We start from the raw sequence: 17,664 nt of genomic DNA, 5'->3' as shown, positions 1-17,664 counted from the left end.
CCTCTTGGTTATCTGAAATGAGGACTTATCATAGGAGTTATTGTCAGCAAGAGAAGTCACCCGGCGCATATTAAGGATCCCCATGAGATTTCATCGCACCCTCTTTGCCTTCCTGCTCTGCCTGCTGCTACCGCTGCACGCCTTTGCCGATCCCGCCTTCTATCGGGTGAGCAAGGGCAACCAGCAACACTGGCTGCTGGGCTCCATCCATGCGGGCAAGCCTTCACTCTATCCTCTGCCCGAGCCGGTGGAGCGTGCCTGGCTGCAGAGTCGCGCTCTGGTGATGGAGGTGGACATGAACAGCATCACACCGGATCAGTGGCAACAGACCGGCTCCCTCACCCGACTGGTGGATGGCAAACCGCTCAAGGATCATCTGCCTGCCGAGCTCTATCAACGGACCCTGATGGCGGGTGCCCGCTATGGCATCAACGAAGCTACCCTCGCCACCCTGCGCCCCTGGTTTGCCGCCATTACCCTGACCCAGGCCGCCATGGCCCGCTCCGACTTCAAGAGTGAGCTCGGGATAGACCAGCACTTTGCCACCCAGGCTGCCAAAGAGGGCAAACCGGTAGTGGGTTTTGAAACCCTGCTGGAGCAGCTCGGTTATCTGGCCAGCGTGGGTGACAACCAGACCCTGATGCTTGCCAGTACCCTGGATGAGCTGCCAATGCTGGAGACAGGTTTCGCCGCCGTGATGAAGGCGTGGCAGCAAGGGGATGAGGCGACGCTTATCAATCTGCTCAAGGAGGAGATGGCTCCCCCCGCGCTACAGAGCTGGATGGAGCAGACCCTGCTGGCCGAGCGCAACCACAACTGGCTGAAGAAATGGTCCACCCTGCCCAACGAGAGCTTTATCGTGGTAGGCGCCCTGCACCTTTACGGCGAACAGGGTTTGCTGGCGCTGCTGGAGCAGCAGGGGTGGCACATTACTCCACTCACCACCCCTAGCCCGGCACAAGCTCAAGAACAAAGAGTCCAGTGAGAACGATCACAGAACGAACTGGTTATTAAACAACCTGAAAGGGAGTTGATCGGGATCATCCCGGACGGGGCAAAGAGGTATTTATCATGCCTGTCATCAACCGGGTGACAGGAGCAATAAAATGGACTTTTGGCTGGACCTGATGTTTGGCAACAGCGTGGGATTGATGTCGATGCTGGTGATAATCGGCACCTTCTTGCTCATCAGCTCTTACGCGGCCTACTTCATCTACAAGGTGATGCACTCGCAACCGCCTCATTCACAGCAACCCCATTCTCAACAGCCCAAAGAGGGAAAATAATCCTCTGACCACAGGCGGCAGTTCACACTGACCGCCTGTGCTGTTTTATGGTTCGCGACTGTGATTCCCGGGACAGGATGCACCAGTGTCCATGCCGGCCCTCCCTTATCCCCCCTGCCCCTTTCCCCGTTTTCTGTGCCGGTTGCGGCCGTTATAATGGCCCCCACTTTTTCTTATGGGGAGCCTGCCGTGTCTCATAACGACGAACTCTCGCTATTCATGAATGAAGTGGCCGACGTGCGGCCCATTCGCAGCGACAATATCCATCCCCATGCGGCCAAATCCGCCCCGACCGAGGCGCAGCTCGCTCGCCGTCAGGCTGCCACCGCCGAGCAACTCGCCCTCGACCACCTCACCATGGAGGCCATCGAGATGCGCGATCCGCACGAAATCGTCGGCTTCAAGCGTGATGGGGTGCAGGAGGGGGTCTACAAGAAGCTGCGGCTCGGCAAATACGAGCTGCAGGCGAGCCTGGACTTGCACCAGAAAACCCTCAACGAAGCGCGCCAGACGCTGGTGCAGTTCATTGAGGATTGTGAAGTCCGGGATATCCGCTGCCTGCTTATCCTGCATGGCAAGGGGGAGCGCAGCACCCCGCGCGCCCTGCTGAAAAGCTATGTGAGCGCCTGGTTGCCGCAACTGCCCGCCGTCATGGCGATCCACAGCGCCGAGCGTCGCCACGGCGGCAGCGGTGCTCTATACGTGCTGCTGCGTAAAAGCGAACGCAAAAAAGCAGAAAACCGCGAACGGCACCAGAAGCGGCTCGGCTAATCCGCCGCTCGCCACCACGCCTTTGGCCCACCTGCGCTAAGGTGGTCAACGATGCAGCGGCGGTGTTAGCATCGAACGGCCCCGATCATGCCAGGTACGGGGCGGCATACCATCAGGGACGATAACAAGGACAATCCCATGTCATATCAAAAGCTTGAACAACATCAGCAGCAGATCCACCGCTTTAGCCACCTCGCCGCCATCTGCGGCTGGGATCAGGCGGCCATGATGCCGGAAGGGGGCAACAATGCCCGCGCCGAAGCGATGGCCGAACTCGGTCTGCTGATCCACCAGAAGCGCACCGCTCCCGAGCTGGGCGACTGGATTGCCAAGGCCGAGAGTGAGCCGCTCGATGAAGTGCAACGTGCCAACCTCGGCGAGATCAAGCGCCAGTGGCAAGATGCCAGCCTGCTGCCCGGTGAGCTGGTCGAAGCGCTGTCGCTCGCCGGCAGCAAGTGCGAGCACGCCTGGCGCAGCCAGCGCAAGAACAACGACTGGGCCGGTTTTGCTCCCAATCTCGAGGAGGTGGTGAAACTCTCCCGTGAAGTAGCGCAGCTGCGGGCCGATGCGCTTGGCGTGCGCCCCTACGACGCCATGCTGGCCCTCTATGAGCCGGGCATGACCAGCACACGACTTGATCAAATCTTCGGCGATCTCGCCAGCTGGTTGCCGGATCTTATCCTGACCGTGAGTGAACAACAAAAGGGCGATGCCTTGTTGCTGCCGCAAGGCCCCTTCCCCATCCCGACCCAGCAAGCGCTCGGTCAGGAGGTGATGGGACTGCTCGGCTTTGATTTCGCCCACGGCCGGCTCGATGTGAGCAGTCACCCCTTCTGTGGCGGCGTGCCGACCGACGTGCGGATCACCACCCGCTATAACGAGCAGGAGTTTGTCTCCAGCCTGATGGGCATAGTGCACGAGACCGGTCACGCCCGTTATGAGCAGGGGCTGCCGCGCCATCTGCTGGGTCAGCCGGTGGCCGAAGCGCGCTCCATGGCGATCCACGAGAGCCAGAGCCTGTTTTGCGAGATGCAGCTGGGGCATCATCCGGCCTTCCTCGCGCTGCTGGCACCACGCATTCGTCACCACTTCGGCGAGCAGGCGGCGTTTGCGCCGGACAATCTGGCCAAGCTCTACAGCCGGGTCGAGCCGGGCTTTATCCGGGTCGATGCGGACGAGGTGACCTATCCGGCCCACGTTATCCTGCGCTACGAGCTGGAGCGCGATCTGGTGGAAGGGAAGATCGAGGTGGCCGACATCCCCGAGCTGTGGGACGCCAAGATGCAGCAGTGGCTGGGGCTCTCCACCAAGGGCAACTACCGCAATGGCTGCATGCAGGATATTCACTGGACCGACGGCTCGTTCGGCTACTTCCCGAGCTACACCCTGGGCGCCATGTATGCCGCCCAGCTGCGTTTTGCCCTCGAAAAAGAGCTGGGCAGCATGGGGGAGGTGATCGCGGCGGGTCGCTTGCCGGAGATCTTCGGCTGGCTCGGGCGCCAGATCTGGTCACAGGGGAGCCTGCACAGCACCGACGAGCTGGTGCGCCGCGCCACCGGTGAAGCGCTCAACCCGCACTGGCTGCGCCAGCATCTGGAACAGCGTTATCTGAAGTGATGCTTGCTACACGGGTAACAAAAGACGGGGCCCTTTTAGTTGACCACTACAGGGCCCCGTTTTTATGGCGGTGCATGGCACAGCACGCCGCCACAACCATGCTGTAAAAAGAGAAAATTCAGAGAGGATCAGGGGAACCCAGCAACTCGCGCAGTTGCAGGATATTGCCCTCAGGGTCGAAGGCGTTGCGCACCACAAAGCCGGGCCCCGTCCACTGCTGTGGCAGCAGGCCGCCGCCGAGATCCGCCGCCTTCGCTTCTGCCCAGGCGAGGCTGGAGACGGTGAAGAACAGCTTGATGGCCCCCTCTTCCCGCAATTCCGGCGGCCGCTTGATAACAACTTGCCCGGTATAAGGCTCGGGAATGGCGTGGATCAGCAGCTGGATATCGCTGTTTTCCAGCACCACCAACTGCTCATCCTGACTGCAGACCACCATCTGCAGCAATGTACGGTAAAAGTGGGTCAGCAGGCCCGGATCCTTGGCATAGATCAGGGCACCGGCACGAGCTGGGCCTGGCATGGAGCACTCCTCAACAGTGAACGACTGGGTGAACAGATCTCCACCTTCTCACAGTTGCGCGCCCCATTCGATCCTTTTTAGCGGCTCGCCAGCCTCACTGCACAAAGTGCCACTGCCGCAGTGCCAACGTCGGAGGCGGCCCCTGATCGTCCCCCAGATCTGCCATGCCCAGCGCCTCGTCATAGTGCACACCGCCCGCACCGCTCTCGGTCAGGTGCTTGGCACGCACCGCCCCGTACAGACCGCCACTTCCGCTGATCTTCATCTCGGTGAGCGGGGCATAGAGAGCGGCATAGAGCGGCGTATTGCCCGACAGCTTAACCCCATCCTTGCCGCTATACGCGGAATAGATGGAGATAGCGGGCGTACCGCCAGCGGTCAGCCCCTGTTTGGCTGCCGTCACCTCGGCACCGGCCCCAAGATCGACCTTGCCGCTGACGATCAGGGTCAGGCTGCTCCCCTCGCTCACCGTCAACTTGTTGCTGCCTGTCATGGTGAAATCCTTGTCGATCAGCAGCACCACATCCCCCTTGATGGTGAGCTTGGCATCGGCCCCCATATTGAGGCTGTCGAGCTTGTAAATAGTCTGTTCCTTGCCAAACAGCTCCCCTTTGCCGGGGAACGGTAGCCCGGGCTTGTGCTGGTTGCTGCTGGTTACCGAGCCGGTGGAGGGATCCGTGGTCAGCACCATCTGCTGGGTGGCCCCGAGCGTCAGCGGGCCATTGATGGGCAATGTTGCAGGGGGGAACGATTTGGGCAACGCTGCCACATTGAGCGGGTCACACACCTGCCCGGCCACAGGCGGTAGCTTGGGATGAGCGCGATATTGGGGATCCAGATACTTCTGATGCTTGGCATCAAGGAATGCCCCGTTCCCACCATAGTTCAACTTGTCGCCAGCAATGCTGGTGCCATGACCCATAGAAACATCACCATTGATCGCAACAGCTCCGGCAATATGCCCCCCTTGCAAGGCAAAATTTCCACTCCCGTTTACGCTGCCCTCCACCCTGACGACTCCATCAGAGGGAGAAATGGTGATGTCGCCGCCAGCAAGTACATTACCCGCAACAGGTGAAGATCCGTTCAAGGTCACCGAGCCGGTCGCCCGCACATCACCCCAGATGGGGGAGTGCCCGGCGAGCACTACATTGGCCTTGTCGCTGACGGTCGCCACCTTGGCGTTCTGCCCCTGATTAAGGGTCCCGGAAACAGACTCCTTGTACGCTCCCTTGCGCGAGTCATAACTATCGATAAAACCGCTACCGGAGAGGCTTAGCCCTTCGCATGCCACTACCGAATCCTGAAAGATGAGATTGCCGGGCTCGCGCTTGAGGGCAAACAGCGCGTTGAGACTGGCATTGCCCTCCAGATAACGGCCATGGCTCTGCAACGCCAGTTTGCTGCCTGTAGAAGCATCCAGCTGATCGATGCGAAAGCGGCTGCCAGCCATGGCCCCTTCCCCCTTGCCTGGCACCTTCTGCACCAGTTGATCCCACTCTATCCGTGGTTCGGAGCCGAGCGCCTGATGCAGGGCGCGATAACTGTCGTTCATCCCCTGCTCGGCACTGAGCTGTGCATTGATCTTCTTGTGAAAATTGCCGCTCAGGCGGGTTTGCAGCTGGTTCTCCTGAATGCTGGTAAACACCAGCAGGCTCGACAGCAGGCTCACCACCAGCACCACCAGCAATACGGCTCCTCGCTGCCCCTGCAATCCCTTGTTCATCCTGCTCCCCCTGCACCGGATGTGGCCAGTGCTGCCGCCCAGACCGCCTTGCGGCGTGCCACCTGCACCTCTACCCCAGGCGCCAGATAGCTCGGCAGCCCTTCGGGCAAGATACGGATATTGACCAGCGCCCCCTGCTGGCCGAATTCAAGATCCTGAAGATGGGCCAGCAACAGGCGCGGGCCATCCCCGTCATCGCAACTGAGTACCGGCGGCGTGAAGCGGTACTGCTCGGTAAAATCGGCGGTTTTCTGGTTGCCAAGGCAGGAGAGCACCGGACTGCCCCCCTCTACCTTGAAAGCCAGCGTCAGGCGATCAGGGGTGACCGCTATCAGCTGATCCGCCTGCTTGACGCTGTTGGTAAAGGTGAGAGTGGCAAAGCGCAGCACTTCGTTCGCCTGCTCCAGCGCCTTGCTCTGCTCAACCGTGCTCTTGATAGGCACGTAACCGGCAAAAATAGCCAGCATCAGCATCAGACCGAGCACCATGGAGATCATCAGCTCGACGAGACTGACACCTCGCTGTCGGAAGGGAACGTTCAGCATAGTGGCGGAAATCCTGCGTTCAGCTCAACCCGCCTGGCACCGGAGATCCGCGCATCACGCCACTCGATGGCGACCACAAAGTGGTCGCTGTAGCGACTAGGCAGCACCAGCTGGTGGCCCTCGTGCAGGGTGAAGCGGGCAAGAAAATCGCCCTGGGTGAACCGCTCCGGCTTGCGCTGTACTTCACACAGCGAACCCCAGATCTGCTCCACACTGTTGCTCGCCTCAATCGTGGCCAACGTACTCTGCAGGCTATAGTGCGCCTGCTGCAACGAGACCACCTGCCCCTTGGCGAGACCGAGAAACACCATCACCGCCAACACCATGGAGACCATGATCTCCACCAGATTGAAACCCTGCTGGCGAGCAGGCGCGGTGTGTCTCATGAGCAGCTCCCGTGCAGCAGCTGGCCGCTCGGCGCCACACAGAGCACGCGCTGATCTCCGAGGCGATTGGCCAGAGTGATCTCGGCGTGGCTGCTACTGCCGGTTGGCGCGATCTTGATGGGGTCAAACGGCTTGATCACCACGCCGCCAGCAGGTGCTGCCGCCTGACGCAGCAACTTGCTGTCAGCCATCACCTCCCAGCCACCGTTCTCGGTGCCCTGCAGTACCACCGGCAGGGTCAGCTTGACCGCTTCGCTGCGGGCAAAGCGGTAGGCTGACGCGAGCTCGGTCGCACTGCGATCGAGTCGTTCGGCCGCGAGGCGCTGACTCATGGAGGGCACTGCAACCAGCAGCAAGATGGCGGCAATGCCGACCGTGATCATCAACTCAATCAGGGTAAATCCGCGCTCGTTCATCTTATGATCCCCAGCAGTCATGACGATTGGCCGCGCGATAACCGGTCTGATCGAGCGTCAGAGTGCCGCACTCATCCTGTTGTCGCGTCGTTGGAATGGCTTTGAGCAGATAGTCGCCAGCATCTTGCTGGCTGTAGCTGAACTGGTAAAAATCCGTGTTGGAAGGGGTGGCAAACGTGTCGGGATAACGGCCCTGTTGGGTATAGATACGTTCGAGGGCGAGCGCCTGCTCCAGCAATTGCTGCTGTGCTTCGTAACGACGTCCCTGTTGCAGATAACCCTGATACGCTGGCAACGCGATGGCCGCGAGAATGCTGACAACCGTCATGGCAATCAACAACTCGATCAGACTAAACCCCCGGCAATGGGGCCATGCCTTACAGTCGTTCACTTATCATCCTTGGCAAGTGTTGTTATTGGTCGGCCTTGGGCCGCAGATGTGATGACTTAATAATCACAAAAAATTAACTGACTCAATTGAACAACACAAAATCACCACATTCAATGTAAAAAAGATAATTATGTGATCTGTTATTAATTTATAAGCAGTTTTCGCCGCCACTAATCTCGCTAAGCAAATAAAGCTAGGCCAATCGAGCCTCCGACCCCATCCGTTATGAGCTCTTCTGCCGAGCCTTGCCAAATGGACAACAACGGAGCGAAGAGTGAAACCCAACCGTGCAACGAAAGAGTAAAAAAACTTCGGCCAATTTTTGCTATCCCTGTCCGTTTCTGGCTAGTCATGGCCCCCGAGCCCCCTTACTCTCTTGCCATCTATTCCAGCAACGCCGCCAACACCATGAATGCAAAGCCAAGCCCTGAGTCGTCACCGGATGAGGTGATCAACACCCTCAGCCGCGAACAGTGTCACGCCGCACGGCTCGCCCGCGATGCTCGCTTCGATGGCCGCTTCTTTACCGGCGTGCTCTCGACCGGCATCTACTGCCGGCCTGTCTGCCCGGCACGGCCACCGCACGAGCACAATGTGCGCTACTTCCAAAGCGCCGCGGCCGCCGAGCAGTATGGGCTGCGACCCTGCCTGCGCTGCCGCCCTGAGCTGGCCCCCGCCGCCCGTGGCGATCTGCCGGTTGAACTGGCACGTCTGCTGGCACGCATCGATCGCGGAGAGCTGGCGGAGGGCACGCTCGCCAAACTGGCCACTGAGGCAGGGATCAGCGAACGCACCCTGCGCCGCCAGTTCGAGCAACATCTCGGCGCCTCACCAAAACAGGTGGAGCAGACGCGCCGCCTGCTGCTCGCGAAACGGCTGCTGACTGAAACTGGGCTGCCCATTACCGACATCGCGTTTGCCGCCGGCTTTGCCAGCATCCGCCGCTTCAATGATGCTTGGCTCAACGCCTACGGACTGGCCCCGCGCTCCCTGCGCCAGCAGGAGCAGCACGGTGACGCGCCAGAGCACATGAACGATCAGCCGCGCGGCGCAACGCTGACGCTGCAGTTGCCCTACCGTCCACCGTATGATGTGGCGGCCATGCTGGCGTTCTACCGGCTGCGTGCGATCCCCGGGCTGGAGCGGGTAGATGGCGAGGTGTATGAGCGGCGCTACCAGGTCGGTGATCAGGTCGCGCTGGTGCGCATCGCGCAGGGCAAGGGGCACAGCCTGCAACTCACCGTTCATGATCTGCCGCTCGCGGCGCTGCCCGATCTGCTCTATCGGGTGCGCAGGATGTGGGATCTCGATGCCGATATGCATCGGATCGGCGATCTGCTCGCTCAGGATCCTCTGCTCTCCCGCTTGCTGGCGCGCTGGCCCGGCGTACGGCTGCCGGGTGGCTGGGACGAGTATGAGGTGATGCTGCGCGCCATCGTCGGCCAGCAGGTCTCGGTCAAGGGGGCCATCACCATACTCGGGCGGCTGGTGGCTCGCACCGAGGCGCAATTCGGGATGGCGCAACTGCCGACCCCCGCCCAGTTGTGCGAACTCGATCTCGACGGTATCGGCATGCCCGGCAGCCGCATTCGTACCCTGCGCGGCGTGGCACAGGCGCTGGCCAGCGGCGAGCTGACCCTCACGACAGCCAGTGACGAGCAGTTGCTGGCGCTGCCGGGCATAGGCCCGTGGACGGTCTCTTACTGGCGGCTGCGCTGCGGGCTGGATACCGATGCCTTCCCCGCTTCCGATCTGGTGCTGCAAAAGGCACTCGGCGGCGGCACCAAGCTGCCGGTAAAAGAGGTGTTGGCGCAAAGCGCAGCATGGCAGCCGTGGCGCAGCTATGCGGCCAGCTGGCTGTGGCATGCCATGAGTGAAGCGCCCGATTTGCTACTCCGTGCCACTGGCAACAAAAACCAGCAGGATAGCCAACAACAGGAGATAACCCCATGATCCGCTACGATATCCTGCCGACCCGCTGCAGCGATCTGCTGGTCGCCATCAATGAATCTGGTCTGGTGCACGTGGACTTTGTGGCGGGCCTGCGGGCACTGCCCGATATGAGTGGCTGGCAGCAAGATCACGAAGAGCTGGCTCCCTTCCTCGCCGAATTTGACGCCTATTTTGCCGGTCGCTTGCAGCGCTTCTCCCTGTCCCTTGCCGCCCGTGGCACCGCCTTTCAGCAGGCGGTGTGGCAAGCGCTGTGCGACATCCCCTATGGCGAGACCCGCAGCTACAGCGATATTGCCCGCGCCATCGGCAAGCCAGAGGCGGTGCGGGCTGTGGGCGCGGCGAATGGCCGCAATCCGCTCTCGATCATCGTCCCCTGCCATCGGGTGATCGGCCAAAACGGCAGCCTGACCGGCTATGCGGGGGGATTGGAGATCAAAAAAGCACTGCTGGCGCTGGAGAGGGGCAATTAAAGGAGGGTAGGCAGAGAACCTGCGATAAAAAACTGCCCCTTTCCGGACGGAGAAAGGGGCTCATTGCTCAGCGTTTCAGGCTGCCCATCACATGCATTTCGCAGCGGTTGCAGTCAAAACGCAGGCGGAAGGTGTCTTTACCCATCTTGAGTTCCAGCGGCTCGGCCTTGAGACCGGGCACCTCGTTCGGGCAGAGGTTCTGGCTGTAGCGGATGCAATGCTTGGTGATCATCAGCACCACTTCCCGCTCCTCCTTGTTCGCCTCATAGGCGGGAGCGATGCGCTCCACCCCGTGTTCGCGGAAGAACTGCTCGGCGGCGCTGTTCAGCACGTTGCCAAGGTAGGAGAGACGGTGCTGGGGATAGTTGATATCCCGCAGGGCGATCCGTCGCTCGGGGCGCTGGTAGCTGGCCACCCGCGCCGCCTCTAGCGCGGCGATGCCATCCCGGCGCAAACCGTTGAGCTGTGATGCAGCGATAAACAGTGGGTGAGTGAATGCCAACTCAATCTTGCGCGCCACAAACAGGGTATTGCCGAGTTTACCAAGCTGATCCCGCGCCTGTTGCAGCGCCCGCTCCGGGTTGTCGGCAGGCTGTTTGTCACAGGGAAGTGTCACCGCGGCGCTGATGCCTTGTTCGTCGGTGAGCGTGAGGCTCACGCCCTCATCGCATTCTGCCAGCACCATATCGACCCGGATGCGGCGATCCGCGCTCGCCTTCTCCAGCATCTTGCTGAACGCCTGATCGTGGTTGCGGTAGATTTCGGTCCCCACCTTTAGCCCCGGCATGCGTTCTGACAGGAGTAACAGCTTACTCTCTGCCTTCTCTTCGACCTTGTTGAGGCGCATCCCCACCAGCTCGTTGTTCGGCTTGAAGAAGCCGAGACCGTCGCCGTTGTTGAGGGTGACCTGTTTGCCATCGATCTCGATGCCATCCTTGGTGACTCTGGTGACCCGCCCCAGCGGTTCACCCACATATTTCGGGCTCCTGGTGGAGTCGATCCCCTGCTGGCGACCATGGAGGAAGTAGTCGGTGCTGCCGCGGTTGAAGCTCTTTTTGGGGTCAGGCGTGAAGCTGTAGCTGCAACGGCCAGCAGAGGCGGCCACCAGATCGGAGCGACTATCCAGAATGGCGTCCAGCTTCTGCCGATACCAGGCGGTAACGTTCTTGACGTAGTCGAGCCCCTTGAGTCGCCCTTCAATCTTGAAGGAGCGGATCCCCGCCTCGATCAAGGCCTCCAGGTTGTCGGTCTGATCCATATCCTTGAGGGACAACAGGTGGCTGTCGGCCACCAGCACTTCGCCATCCGGCTTTTGCAGCGAGCAGGGCAGACGGCAGAGCTGGGCACACTCGCCACGGTTGGCGCTGCGGCCGGTACGGGCATGGCTGATGTTGCACTGGCCGCTGTAGGAGACACAGAGCGCGCCGTGGATAAAGAACTCCAGCTGCACATTGGTCGCCGCGCTGATCTCGCGGATCTGCGCAAGGGACAGTTCGCGCGCCAGCACCACCTGAGAGAAACCCACATCCTGCAGAAACTTCACCTTCTCCGGCGTGCGGTTGTCGGTCTGGGTACTGGCATGGAGCGCAATAGGTGGCAAATCCAGCGCCAGCAGCCCCATATCCTGCACAATCAGCGCATCGGCACCGGCTTCGTAGATCTGGTGGGTCAGCCGCCGGGCCTGCTCCAGCTCGTGATCGTGCAGCAGGGTGTTGAAGGCGACAAAGACTTGGGCACCGAAGCGATGGGCGTGGCGCGCCAGCACTTCGATATCTTCGATGGTGTTGCCCGCCGCGCTGCGGGCGCCAAAGGCAGGGCCGCCCATGTAGACGGCATCGGCGCCATGGTTGATGGCTTCGATACCGTAGGCGAGGTTCTTGGCCGGAGCCAGCAGCTCCAACCGGTTGTTGTGGCTTAACGGGTGCTTGTTCTGGTGCATGGTCTCGGGATCAGGGCGGACAGCAAATGGGCGCAACTCTAGCCCATTCACCACCCGCGTGCCTTGATCCCGCTTAAGGTATCTGCGAAATGCAGGATTAGATAACCACCTTGAGCGCCAACCCGAGCAGCACCAGCCCGCTCACCTTGTCGATCACAAAGGATTTGGCTTTAAGCCACGCCAGCACAGGCCCACGCGAGAGCACCAGCGCCACCAGCACGTACCAGACGGCATCAATACCGCCCGCGGTGAGCATCATGATACCCCCCTCGCTCCAGCCGGTATCGGCCCGCACAAACTGGCTGAACAGGGCGATGAAGAAGACCGCCAGCTGGGGGTTGAGAAAGGCCACCATAAAACCTTCAAAGGCTCCTTGCCGACCACGCAGCTGGTGCACCTCTTCACTCGCTTCACCACTGGCTGGTTTTGCCAGCAGGGCTTTCACCCCAAGCCAGGCAAGAAACGCAGCACCACTGTAGCGGATCAGATCAAACAGGACCGGGGTCTGGGTGATCAAGATCGAGAGGCCAAGCGCAGTAACCAGCGCATAGATACCAACCCCGAGGCCGTGGCCAAGCGCAGTAGCAACGCCGTGCCCCTGCCCGCCCTGCACCGTGTTGCGGATGATCAGCGCCAGACTCGGCCCCGGGCTGATGGCCCCCATCACGCAGATTGCGGCCAGTGCCAGCCAACTCGTCAGTTCCATGCTTTTCCTCTTTTGTGCTCGATATGATGACCTGTACTCAGGGTACGGGCTGAGCCATTATGCCAGTAGTGAAAGTTATGAATAGATTCCATAACCCATGGCTATAACGCCACACAACTGACCGGGGCTAACCGCCGAGATCGAGCAGCTTGCGACTCTCGCCAACGGTGCGTTGCAGATGATCCCGCAGGAAGGGGTAGGCCAGCTCGCGAAACCAGCGGTGGGCTGGATCCTGATGGTGGCGCTGATGCCACAGCAGATGATACTGCTGGTCGCGGGTAGCAAAGGGCAGATCGACAAAGGTGAGCTCATGGCCACAGGAGAGCTGCCAGGCGATATGGGCCGGGGTGGTCATCAGGCAATCGGTGCGCAGCAACACCTCCACTGCCGCCTGAAAGAAGGGAACTCTGGCAAACCAGCGCCGACTCAGTCCCTGCGGCGCCAACACCTGCTCCACCGGGCTGTCCTTGTCGCCACCGCCACTCACCTGCAGGTGAGGCCAGGCGAGATAGTCATCGAGATTAAGTGTCTTGCCTGCCAGCGGGTGGTGACATCCCATCAGCACCGCCAGCCGATCTTCCCCCTGATGCAGACCACGGATCTGATCCGGTACCTGCTCGGTGATGGTGGAGACCAGATCCAGCTCGGACTGCCACAACTGCGGCAGCTGACGCTTGTCCCACAGGCTGTACTCCAGCGCCGCCAACGGCGCCTCTTTGGCGAGCGCGGCACAGATATCGGGCAGGATATGCTGGGCCACATAATCGGAGGAGGCGAGCCGAAATACCCGCTCGCAGCGGCTCGGGTCAAATCCGGGCGCCTCGTAGAGCCGCTCCAGCGCACCGAGAGAATCCGCCAGCTGGGCGGCCAACAGTTCGGCCCGTGGCGTCAGCAGCCAGCGTTGCCCCTCCCGCACCAGCAACTCGTCATCAAACTCGCTGCGCAACTGGGCAAGCTGCTTGCTGATGGAGGGCTGACTCAGGTGCAACAGCTCGGCGGCGCGGCTGATATTGCGGGTCTCCAGCAGCACCTTGAGGGTCGGCAACAAGTTGAGATTGGCTCTGAGCAAGGAGATACCCTCATCGGTGGTGAAACGCCTATCTTAGGGCATATGAGTCCCGCGTTTTAAGCAAAATTTCCAGCCATATTCCGCACGTTGCAGCCCTTTGCGACCAGATGGCACAGCTGAGCCCCCTGCACATAACCATGACCACAAGATGACAGTGGTTGTCTCGTACGGCATAATTGCACGATTTTCCGCCCGCGGGCGATCCACTTGAGAAGCGGTAACAAGATGAAATACGCCAATATCACCGGCTGGGGCAAATGCCTGCCTCCCTCCGTGCTGACCAACGACGACCTCAGCACCATCATGGATACATCAGACGAGTGGATCTATCCGCGCACCGGCATCAAGGCCCGCCGGATCTCCCATGTCAGCACCTCGGATCTCGCCACCCTGGCCGGTCGCCGCGCACTGGCCTGCGCCGGTCTGGAAGCCAGCGATCTCGATGGCATCATCCTGGCCACCGCCACCCCGGACAACCTGCTGCCAAGCGCCGCCTCTGCGGTGCAAAAGAAGCTGGGCGCCGTCAACGCCGCCGTGTTTGACCTCAACGCGGCCTGCACCGGTTTCGTCTACTCGCTCTCCGTCGCTACCTCGCTGGTGCAGACTGGCATGATGAAGAAGGTGCTGGTGATTGGCGCCGAGCGCCTCACCTACCTGCTGGACTGGGCACGCCGCGATACCGCCGTACTGTTTGGCGATGGTGCCGGTGCCGTGGTGATAGAGGCAAGCGAGCAGGAGTGTGGCCTGATCGCCAACAAGCTGGGTTGCGACAGCGAAGCGCGGGAGATCCTGCATGTACCGAACTTCGGTACCGACCGGGTGCGTTTTGCCGATATCGATGGCCTGTTCACCTTCAACTTCGAAGGGCCGGAGATCTTCAAACGTGCTGTGCGCGGCATGGGTGAGGCCACCAGCACTGTGCTGGCGCAGGCCGGTATTGCGCCGGAGCAGGTCGACCTGATCGTGCCGCACCAGGCCAATATCCGCATCATCGAGACCCTCGCCAAACGGATGAATGCGCCGATGGAGAAGGTGATGGTCAACATCGAAAACTACGGCAACACCTCCGCAGCCACCGTACCTATCGCCCTGTGCGAAGCGCTGGAGCAGGGGCGCGTCAAGCCGAATTCCTATCTGCTGACTGCCGCCTTCGGTGCCGGCCTGACCTGGGGCGCAGCCATCATCAAGTGGGGCGATCGTGTTACCCCTATCAACAAGTGCGAGGCCGAGCTGCCACCGTGCGACCAGAGCGCACTGGAACTGATTGCTCACGCCGTCGAAGGGTGTCAGAAGGCCCACGCCAACGAGGCCTGATCCTTATCAGGAGCCTGAATCCTCAGGCTCCTTTCTCCCACACCGCTCTCCCTCCCCCTTCGCGACACTTTTCTAACCTGACCTCTTGAGGCTCCGGCAATGCCCACCACATCCTGAGCAGAGAGCCAACTTCGGCGTGATGAGTCTGAGCGCATAAAAAAGTCCGGCGCCCCAAAGGGCGCCGGACTTTTTACTGCAACCGGAGAATCCGGTTCAGGAGGACAGATTACTCTGCGGCAGGCGCTTCGGCAGCAACCGGAGCATCAGCAGCCGGGGCTGCATCAGTCGGAGCGTTCGCTTCCTTGATGGAGAGACGTACGCGGCCCTGACGGTCCACTTCCAGTACCTTCACCTTGACCACGTCACCGATGGTCAGATGGTCAGCCACGTTCTGCACGCGAGCGTCGGTGATCTGGGAGATGTGTACCAGACCATCTTTGCCCGGCAGAATGTTGACGAATGCACCGAAATCGGCCAGACGAACAACTTTACCTTCATAGATGCGGTTCACTTCGATCTCGGCAGTGATGGCCTCGATGCGACGGATCGCTTCCATGGCGGCTTCGTTGGCCACGGCGGAGATACGTACAGTGCCGTCATCATCCAGCTCGATGTTGGTGCCGGTCTCTTCGGTCAGCGCACGGATCACGGAACCACCCTTACCGATCACGTCCTTGATCTTCTCAGGATTGATCTTGATGGTGTGGATACGCGGTGCGAAATCGGAGATCTGGGCACGGGGAGCCTGGATTGCTTCATCCATCACTTTCAGGATGTGCAGACGAGCGCCACGAGCTTGCTTCAGGGCAATCTCCATGATCTCTTTGGTGATGCCTTCGATCTTGATGTCCATCTGCAGCGCGGTCACACCTTCGGTGGTACCGGCTACTTTGAAGTCCATGTCGCCCAGGTGATCTTCGTCACCCAGAATGTCGGACAGCACGACGAAACCTTCTTCTTCCTTCACCAGACCCATGGCGATACCGGCAACGGAGGCCTTGATCGGCACACCGGCATCCATCAGCGCCAGAGAAGAACCACAGACAGACGCCATGGAGGAGGAGCCGTTGGATTCGGTGATTTCAGAGACCACGCGCACCACGTACGGGAACTCGGCGGCGCTCGGCATCACGGCAGCAACGCCGCGCTTGGCCAGACGGCCGTGACCGATTTCACGACGCTTCGGGCTACCCATCATGCCGGTCTCACCGACACAGTATGGCGGGAAGTTGTAGTGCAGCATGAAACGATCGGCACGGTTGCCGGTCAGCTCGTCGATGTTCTGGGCGTCACGCTCGGTACCCAGGGTCGCAACGACCATAGCCTGGGTTTCACCACGAGTGAACAGGGCAGAACCGTGAGCACGGGGCAATACGCCGGTAGCGACAGACAGGGCACGGATCATTTCCGGATCGCGACCGTCGATACGCGGCTCACCACGTACGACGCGACCACGAACGATGCGGCTTTCCAGGCTGTGGAACTCTTCGCCAATCTTCTTGGCATCTTCTTCCACGCCTGACGCGATAACTTGCTCAACCACACGGCCCTTGATGGCAGCGATGGTTTCGTAACGAACAGCCTTCTCGGTGATGCGGTAGGCTTCACCCAGCTCGGCGCTCGCCAGCTCGGCAACCTTGGCTTTCAGCGCTTCGTTGACGGCAGGCGGAGTCCAGTCCCACGGCTTGGTGCCGACGGCAGCGGCAAACTCGTTGATCGCATTGATCACGGTCTGCATCTGCTCGTGACCGTATACCACGGCGCCCAGCATCACTTCTTCGGAGAGGATGGCCGCTTCGGACTCAACCATCAGCACGGCATTGGCAGTACCGGCAACCACCAGATCCAGATCGCTCTGCGGCAGTTCGGTAGTGGTCGGGTTCAGCACATACTGACCGTTCATGTAACCCACGCGAGCAGCACCGATCGGGCCGCCAAACGGGATACCGGAGATGGCCAGTGCAGCAGAGGCACCGATCATGGCAACGATGTCGGGGGATACGGCCGGATTCACGGACATGACGGTCGCAACGACCTGAACCTCATTGAGGAAGCCTTCCGGGAACAGCGGACGAATAGGACGGTCGATCAGACGGGAGATAAGAGTCTCGCCTTCGCTCGGACGGCCTTCACGACGGAAGAAACCACCCGGGATACGACCAGCAGCATAGGTACGCTCCTGGTAGTTGACGGTCAGCGGGAAGAAATCACGGCCATGATCGGCCTCTTTCTTGCCGACTACGGTCACAAATACGCAGGTATCGTCCATGCTGACCATAACGGCCGCAGTGGCTTGACGGGCCATCACACCGGTTTCCAGTGTGACGGTGTGTTGACCGTACTGGAATGACTTTACAATAGGATTCACGTGAATTTCCTTTTTACAATTTGGCTCTTTAAATTCGCGCACAAGTATACTTGATTCGATGCAAAAGGTAAGCGGCGACGCGAATTCTGTGAGGCAGGCAACGGCTTGAAGATGTCTAGTCCTGAAATAGGTTTACACATTTTCAACTAGCATTTCTCTACTCAGAACCCCCTATGTACCGCATCGG

At 60.3% G+C, this 17,664-nt stretch carries 17 protein-coding genes; 7 read left to right on the top strand and 10 right to left on the bottom strand.

Features of this window, described 5'->3' with window-relative positions:
* Window positions 1-82: 82 nt before the first annotated feature.
* The 4 genes from G5149_RS20450 (at window position 83) to G5149_RS20435 (ending at window position 3,674) form a co-directional block, all read left to right on the top strand.
* Window positions 83-985, top strand: coding sequence for a TraB/GumN family protein (locus G5149_RS20450; protein ID WP_337073527.1), 903 nt, complete (start codon window positions 83-85; stop codon window positions 983-985).
* A gap of 121 nt (window positions 986-1,106) precedes the next feature.
* The gene (locus tag G5149_RS20445) at window positions 1,107-1,286 is read left to right on the top strand and encodes a DUF3149 domain-containing protein (protein ID WP_005338733.1); all 180 of its coding nucleotides are present in this window, start codon (window positions 1,107-1,109) and stop codon (window positions 1,284-1,286) included.
* A 189-nt stretch (window positions 1,287-1,475) separates the two neighbouring features.
* Window positions 1,476-2,057 (top strand): DNA endonuclease SmrA, encoded by a 582-nt coding sequence (smrA, locus tag G5149_RS20440; RefSeq protein ID WP_421213536.1) that lies wholly within the window; start codon window positions 1,476-1,478, stop codon window positions 2,055-2,057.
* Between the two features lie 138 nt (window positions 2,058-2,195).
* Window positions 2,196-3,674 (top strand): carboxypeptidase M32, encoded by a 1,479-nt coding sequence (locus G5149_RS20435; RefSeq protein ID WP_421213535.1) that lies wholly within the window; start codon window positions 2,196-2,198, stop codon window positions 3,672-3,674.
* A 118-nt stretch (window positions 3,675-3,792) separates the two neighbouring features.
* On the opposite strand, the gene G5149_RS20430 is transcribed toward G5149_RS20435, so the two are convergent.
* The 6 genes from G5149_RS20430 to G5149_RS20405 form a co-directional block, all read right to left on the bottom strand.
* Window positions 3,793-4,194 (bottom strand): VOC family protein, encoded by a 402-nt coding sequence (locus tag G5149_RS20430; protein ID WP_159143128.1) that lies wholly within the window; start codon window positions 4,192-4,194, stop codon window positions 3,793-3,795.
* 94 nt (window positions 4,195-4,288) lie between these two features.
* Entirely contained in the window at window positions 4,289-5,920 is a 1,632-nt protein-coding gene (locus tag G5149_RS20425) for a DUF7305 domain-containing protein (protein ID WP_159143126.1), read from the bottom strand.
* Complete coding sequence (locus tag G5149_RS20420; protein WP_216979366.1) at window positions 5,917-6,465, bottom strand: PilW family protein; 549 nt, start codon at window positions 6,463-6,465, stop codon at window positions 5,917-5,919. The genes G5149_RS20425 and G5149_RS20420 overlap by 4 nt, the downstream gene beginning before the upstream one ends.
* A complete protein-coding gene (locus G5149_RS20415) occupies window positions 6,459-6,851 on the bottom strand; it encodes a type IV pilus modification PilV family protein (protein WP_159143122.1) in 393 nt (130 codons plus the stop codon). The genes G5149_RS20420 and G5149_RS20415 overlap by 7 nt, the downstream gene beginning before the upstream one ends.
* The gene (locus G5149_RS20410) at window positions 6,848-7,267 is read right to left on the bottom strand and encodes a GspH/FimT family pseudopilin (protein WP_337073529.1); all 420 of its coding nucleotides are present in this window, start codon (window positions 7,265-7,267) and stop codon (window positions 6,848-6,850) included. The genes G5149_RS20415 and G5149_RS20410 overlap by 4 nt, the downstream gene beginning before the upstream one ends.
* 1 nt (window position 7,268) lies before the next feature.
* Window positions 7,269-7,658 (bottom strand): type IV pilin protein, encoded by a 390-nt coding sequence (locus G5149_RS20405; protein WP_005343572.1) that lies wholly within the window; start codon window positions 7,656-7,658, stop codon window positions 7,269-7,271.
* 408 nt (window positions 7,659-8,066) lie between these two features.
* On the opposite strand from G5149_RS20405, the gene G5149_RS20400 reads away from it, so the two are divergent.
* A complete protein-coding gene (locus G5149_RS20400; RefSeq protein WP_421213552.1) occupies window positions 8,067-9,611 on the top strand; it encodes an AlkA N-terminal domain-containing protein in 1,545 nt (514 codons plus the stop codon).
* The gene (locus G5149_RS20395) at window positions 9,608-10,081 is read left to right on the top strand and encodes a methylated-DNA--[protein]-cysteine S-methyltransferase (RefSeq protein WP_227341259.1); all 474 of its coding nucleotides are present in this window, start codon (window positions 9,608-9,610) and stop codon (window positions 10,079-10,081) included. The genes G5149_RS20400 and G5149_RS20395 overlap by 4 nt, the downstream gene beginning before the upstream one ends.
* 67 nt (window positions 10,082-10,148) lie before the next feature.
* On the opposite strand, the gene G5149_RS20390 is transcribed toward G5149_RS20395, so the two are convergent.
* The 3 genes from G5149_RS20390 to G5149_RS20380 all read right to left on the bottom strand — a co-directional run bounded on the left by G5149_RS20390 (window position 10,149) and on the right by G5149_RS20380 (window position 13,795).
* Entirely contained in the window at window positions 10,149-12,020 is a 1,872-nt protein-coding gene (locus G5149_RS20390) for a peptidase U32 family protein (protein WP_421213550.1), read from the bottom strand.
* Between the two features lie 97 nt (window positions 12,021-12,117).
* Window positions 12,118-12,726: a LysE family translocator gene (locus G5149_RS20385; protein ID WP_421213532.1), complete on the bottom strand. Its 609-nt coding sequence runs from the start codon at window positions 12,724-12,726 to the stop codon at window positions 12,118-12,120.
* A gap of 127 nt (window positions 12,727-12,853) precedes the next feature.
* A complete protein-coding gene (locus G5149_RS20380; protein WP_337073532.1) occupies window positions 12,854-13,795 on the bottom strand; it encodes a LysR family transcriptional regulator in 942 nt (313 codons plus the stop codon).
* A gap of 225 nt (window positions 13,796-14,020) precedes the next feature.
* On the opposite strand from G5149_RS20380, the gene G5149_RS20375 reads away from it, so the two are divergent.
* Complete coding sequence (locus tag G5149_RS20375) at window positions 14,021-15,109, top strand: ketoacyl-ACP synthase III (protein WP_184234440.1); 1,089 nt, start codon at window positions 14,021-14,023, stop codon at window positions 15,107-15,109.
* Window positions 15,110-15,335: 226 nt separating this feature from the next.
* Here the strand turns inward: G5149_RS20375 and pnp are convergent, their stop codons facing one another.
* The gene (gene pnp, locus G5149_RS20370) at window positions 15,336-17,477 is read right to left on the bottom strand and encodes a polyribonucleotide nucleotidyltransferase (RefSeq protein ID WP_337073533.1); all 2,142 of its coding nucleotides are present in this window, start codon (window positions 17,475-17,477) and stop codon (window positions 15,336-15,338) included.
* Between the last annotated feature and the right edge of the window lie 187 nt (window positions 17,478-17,664).

The sequence above is a fragment of the Aeromonas sp. 600479 genome (assembly GCF_049175515.1).
In the GTDB taxonomy this organism is placed as follows: Bacteria; Pseudomonadota; Gammaproteobacteria; order Enterobacterales; family Aeromonadaceae; genus Aeromonas; species Aeromonas veronii_A.
This window is presented reverse-complemented; position numbering and strand designations above follow the sequence as displayed.

What these genes read in the sequence shown, in the direction of transcription:
- G5149_RS20450 (WP_337073527.1), top strand. Translation starts at nt 83, where the DNA reads ATGAGATTTCATCGCACCCTCTTTGCCTTCCTGCTCTGCCTGCTGCTA.
- G5149_RS20445 (WP_005338733.1), top strand. Translation starts at nt 1,107, where the DNA reads ATGGACTTTTGGCTGGACCTGATGTTTGGCAACAGCGTGGGATTGATG.
- G5149_RS20435 (WP_421213535.1), top strand. Translation starts at nt 2,196, where the DNA reads ATGTCATATCAAAAGCTTGAACAACATCAGCAGCAGATCCACCGCTTT.
- G5149_RS20430 (WP_159143128.1), bottom strand. Translation starts at nt 4,194, where the DNA reads ATGCCAGGCCCAGCTCGTGCCGGTGCCCTGATCTATGCCAAGGATCCG.
- G5149_RS20425 (WP_159143126.1), bottom strand. Translation starts at nt 5,920, where the DNA reads ATGAACAAGGGATTGCAGGGGCAGCGAGGAGCCGTATTGCTGGTGGTG.
- G5149_RS20420 (WP_216979366.1), bottom strand. Translation starts at nt 6,465, where the DNA reads ATGCTGAACGTTCCCTTCCGACAGCGAGGTGTCAGTCTCGTCGAGCTG.
- G5149_RS20415 (WP_159143122.1), bottom strand. Translation starts at nt 6,851, where the DNA reads ATGAGACACACCGCGCCTGCTCGCCAGCAGGGTTTCAATCTGGTGGAG.
- G5149_RS20410 (WP_337073529.1), bottom strand. Translation starts at nt 7,267, where the DNA reads ATGAACGAGCGCGGATTTACCCTGATTGAGTTGATGATCACGGTCGGC.
- G5149_RS20400 (WP_421213552.1), top strand. Translation starts at nt 8,067, where the DNA reads ATGAATGCAAAGCCAAGCCCTGAGTCGTCACCGGATGAGGTGATCAAC.
- G5149_RS20395 (WP_227341259.1), top strand. Translation starts at nt 9,608, where the DNA reads ATGATCCGCTACGATATCCTGCCGACCCGCTGCAGCGATCTGCTGGTC.
- G5149_RS20390 (WP_421213550.1), bottom strand. Translation starts at nt 12,020, where the DNA reads ATGCACCAGAACAAGCACCCGTTAAGCCACAACAACCGGTTGGAGCTG.
- G5149_RS20385 (WP_421213532.1), bottom strand. Translation starts at nt 12,726, where the DNA reads ATGGAACTGACGAGTTGGCTGGCACTGGCCGCAATCTGCGTGATGGGG.
- G5149_RS20375 (WP_184234440.1), top strand. Translation starts at nt 14,021, where the DNA reads ATGAAATACGCCAATATCACCGGCTGGGGCAAATGCCTGCCTCCCTCC.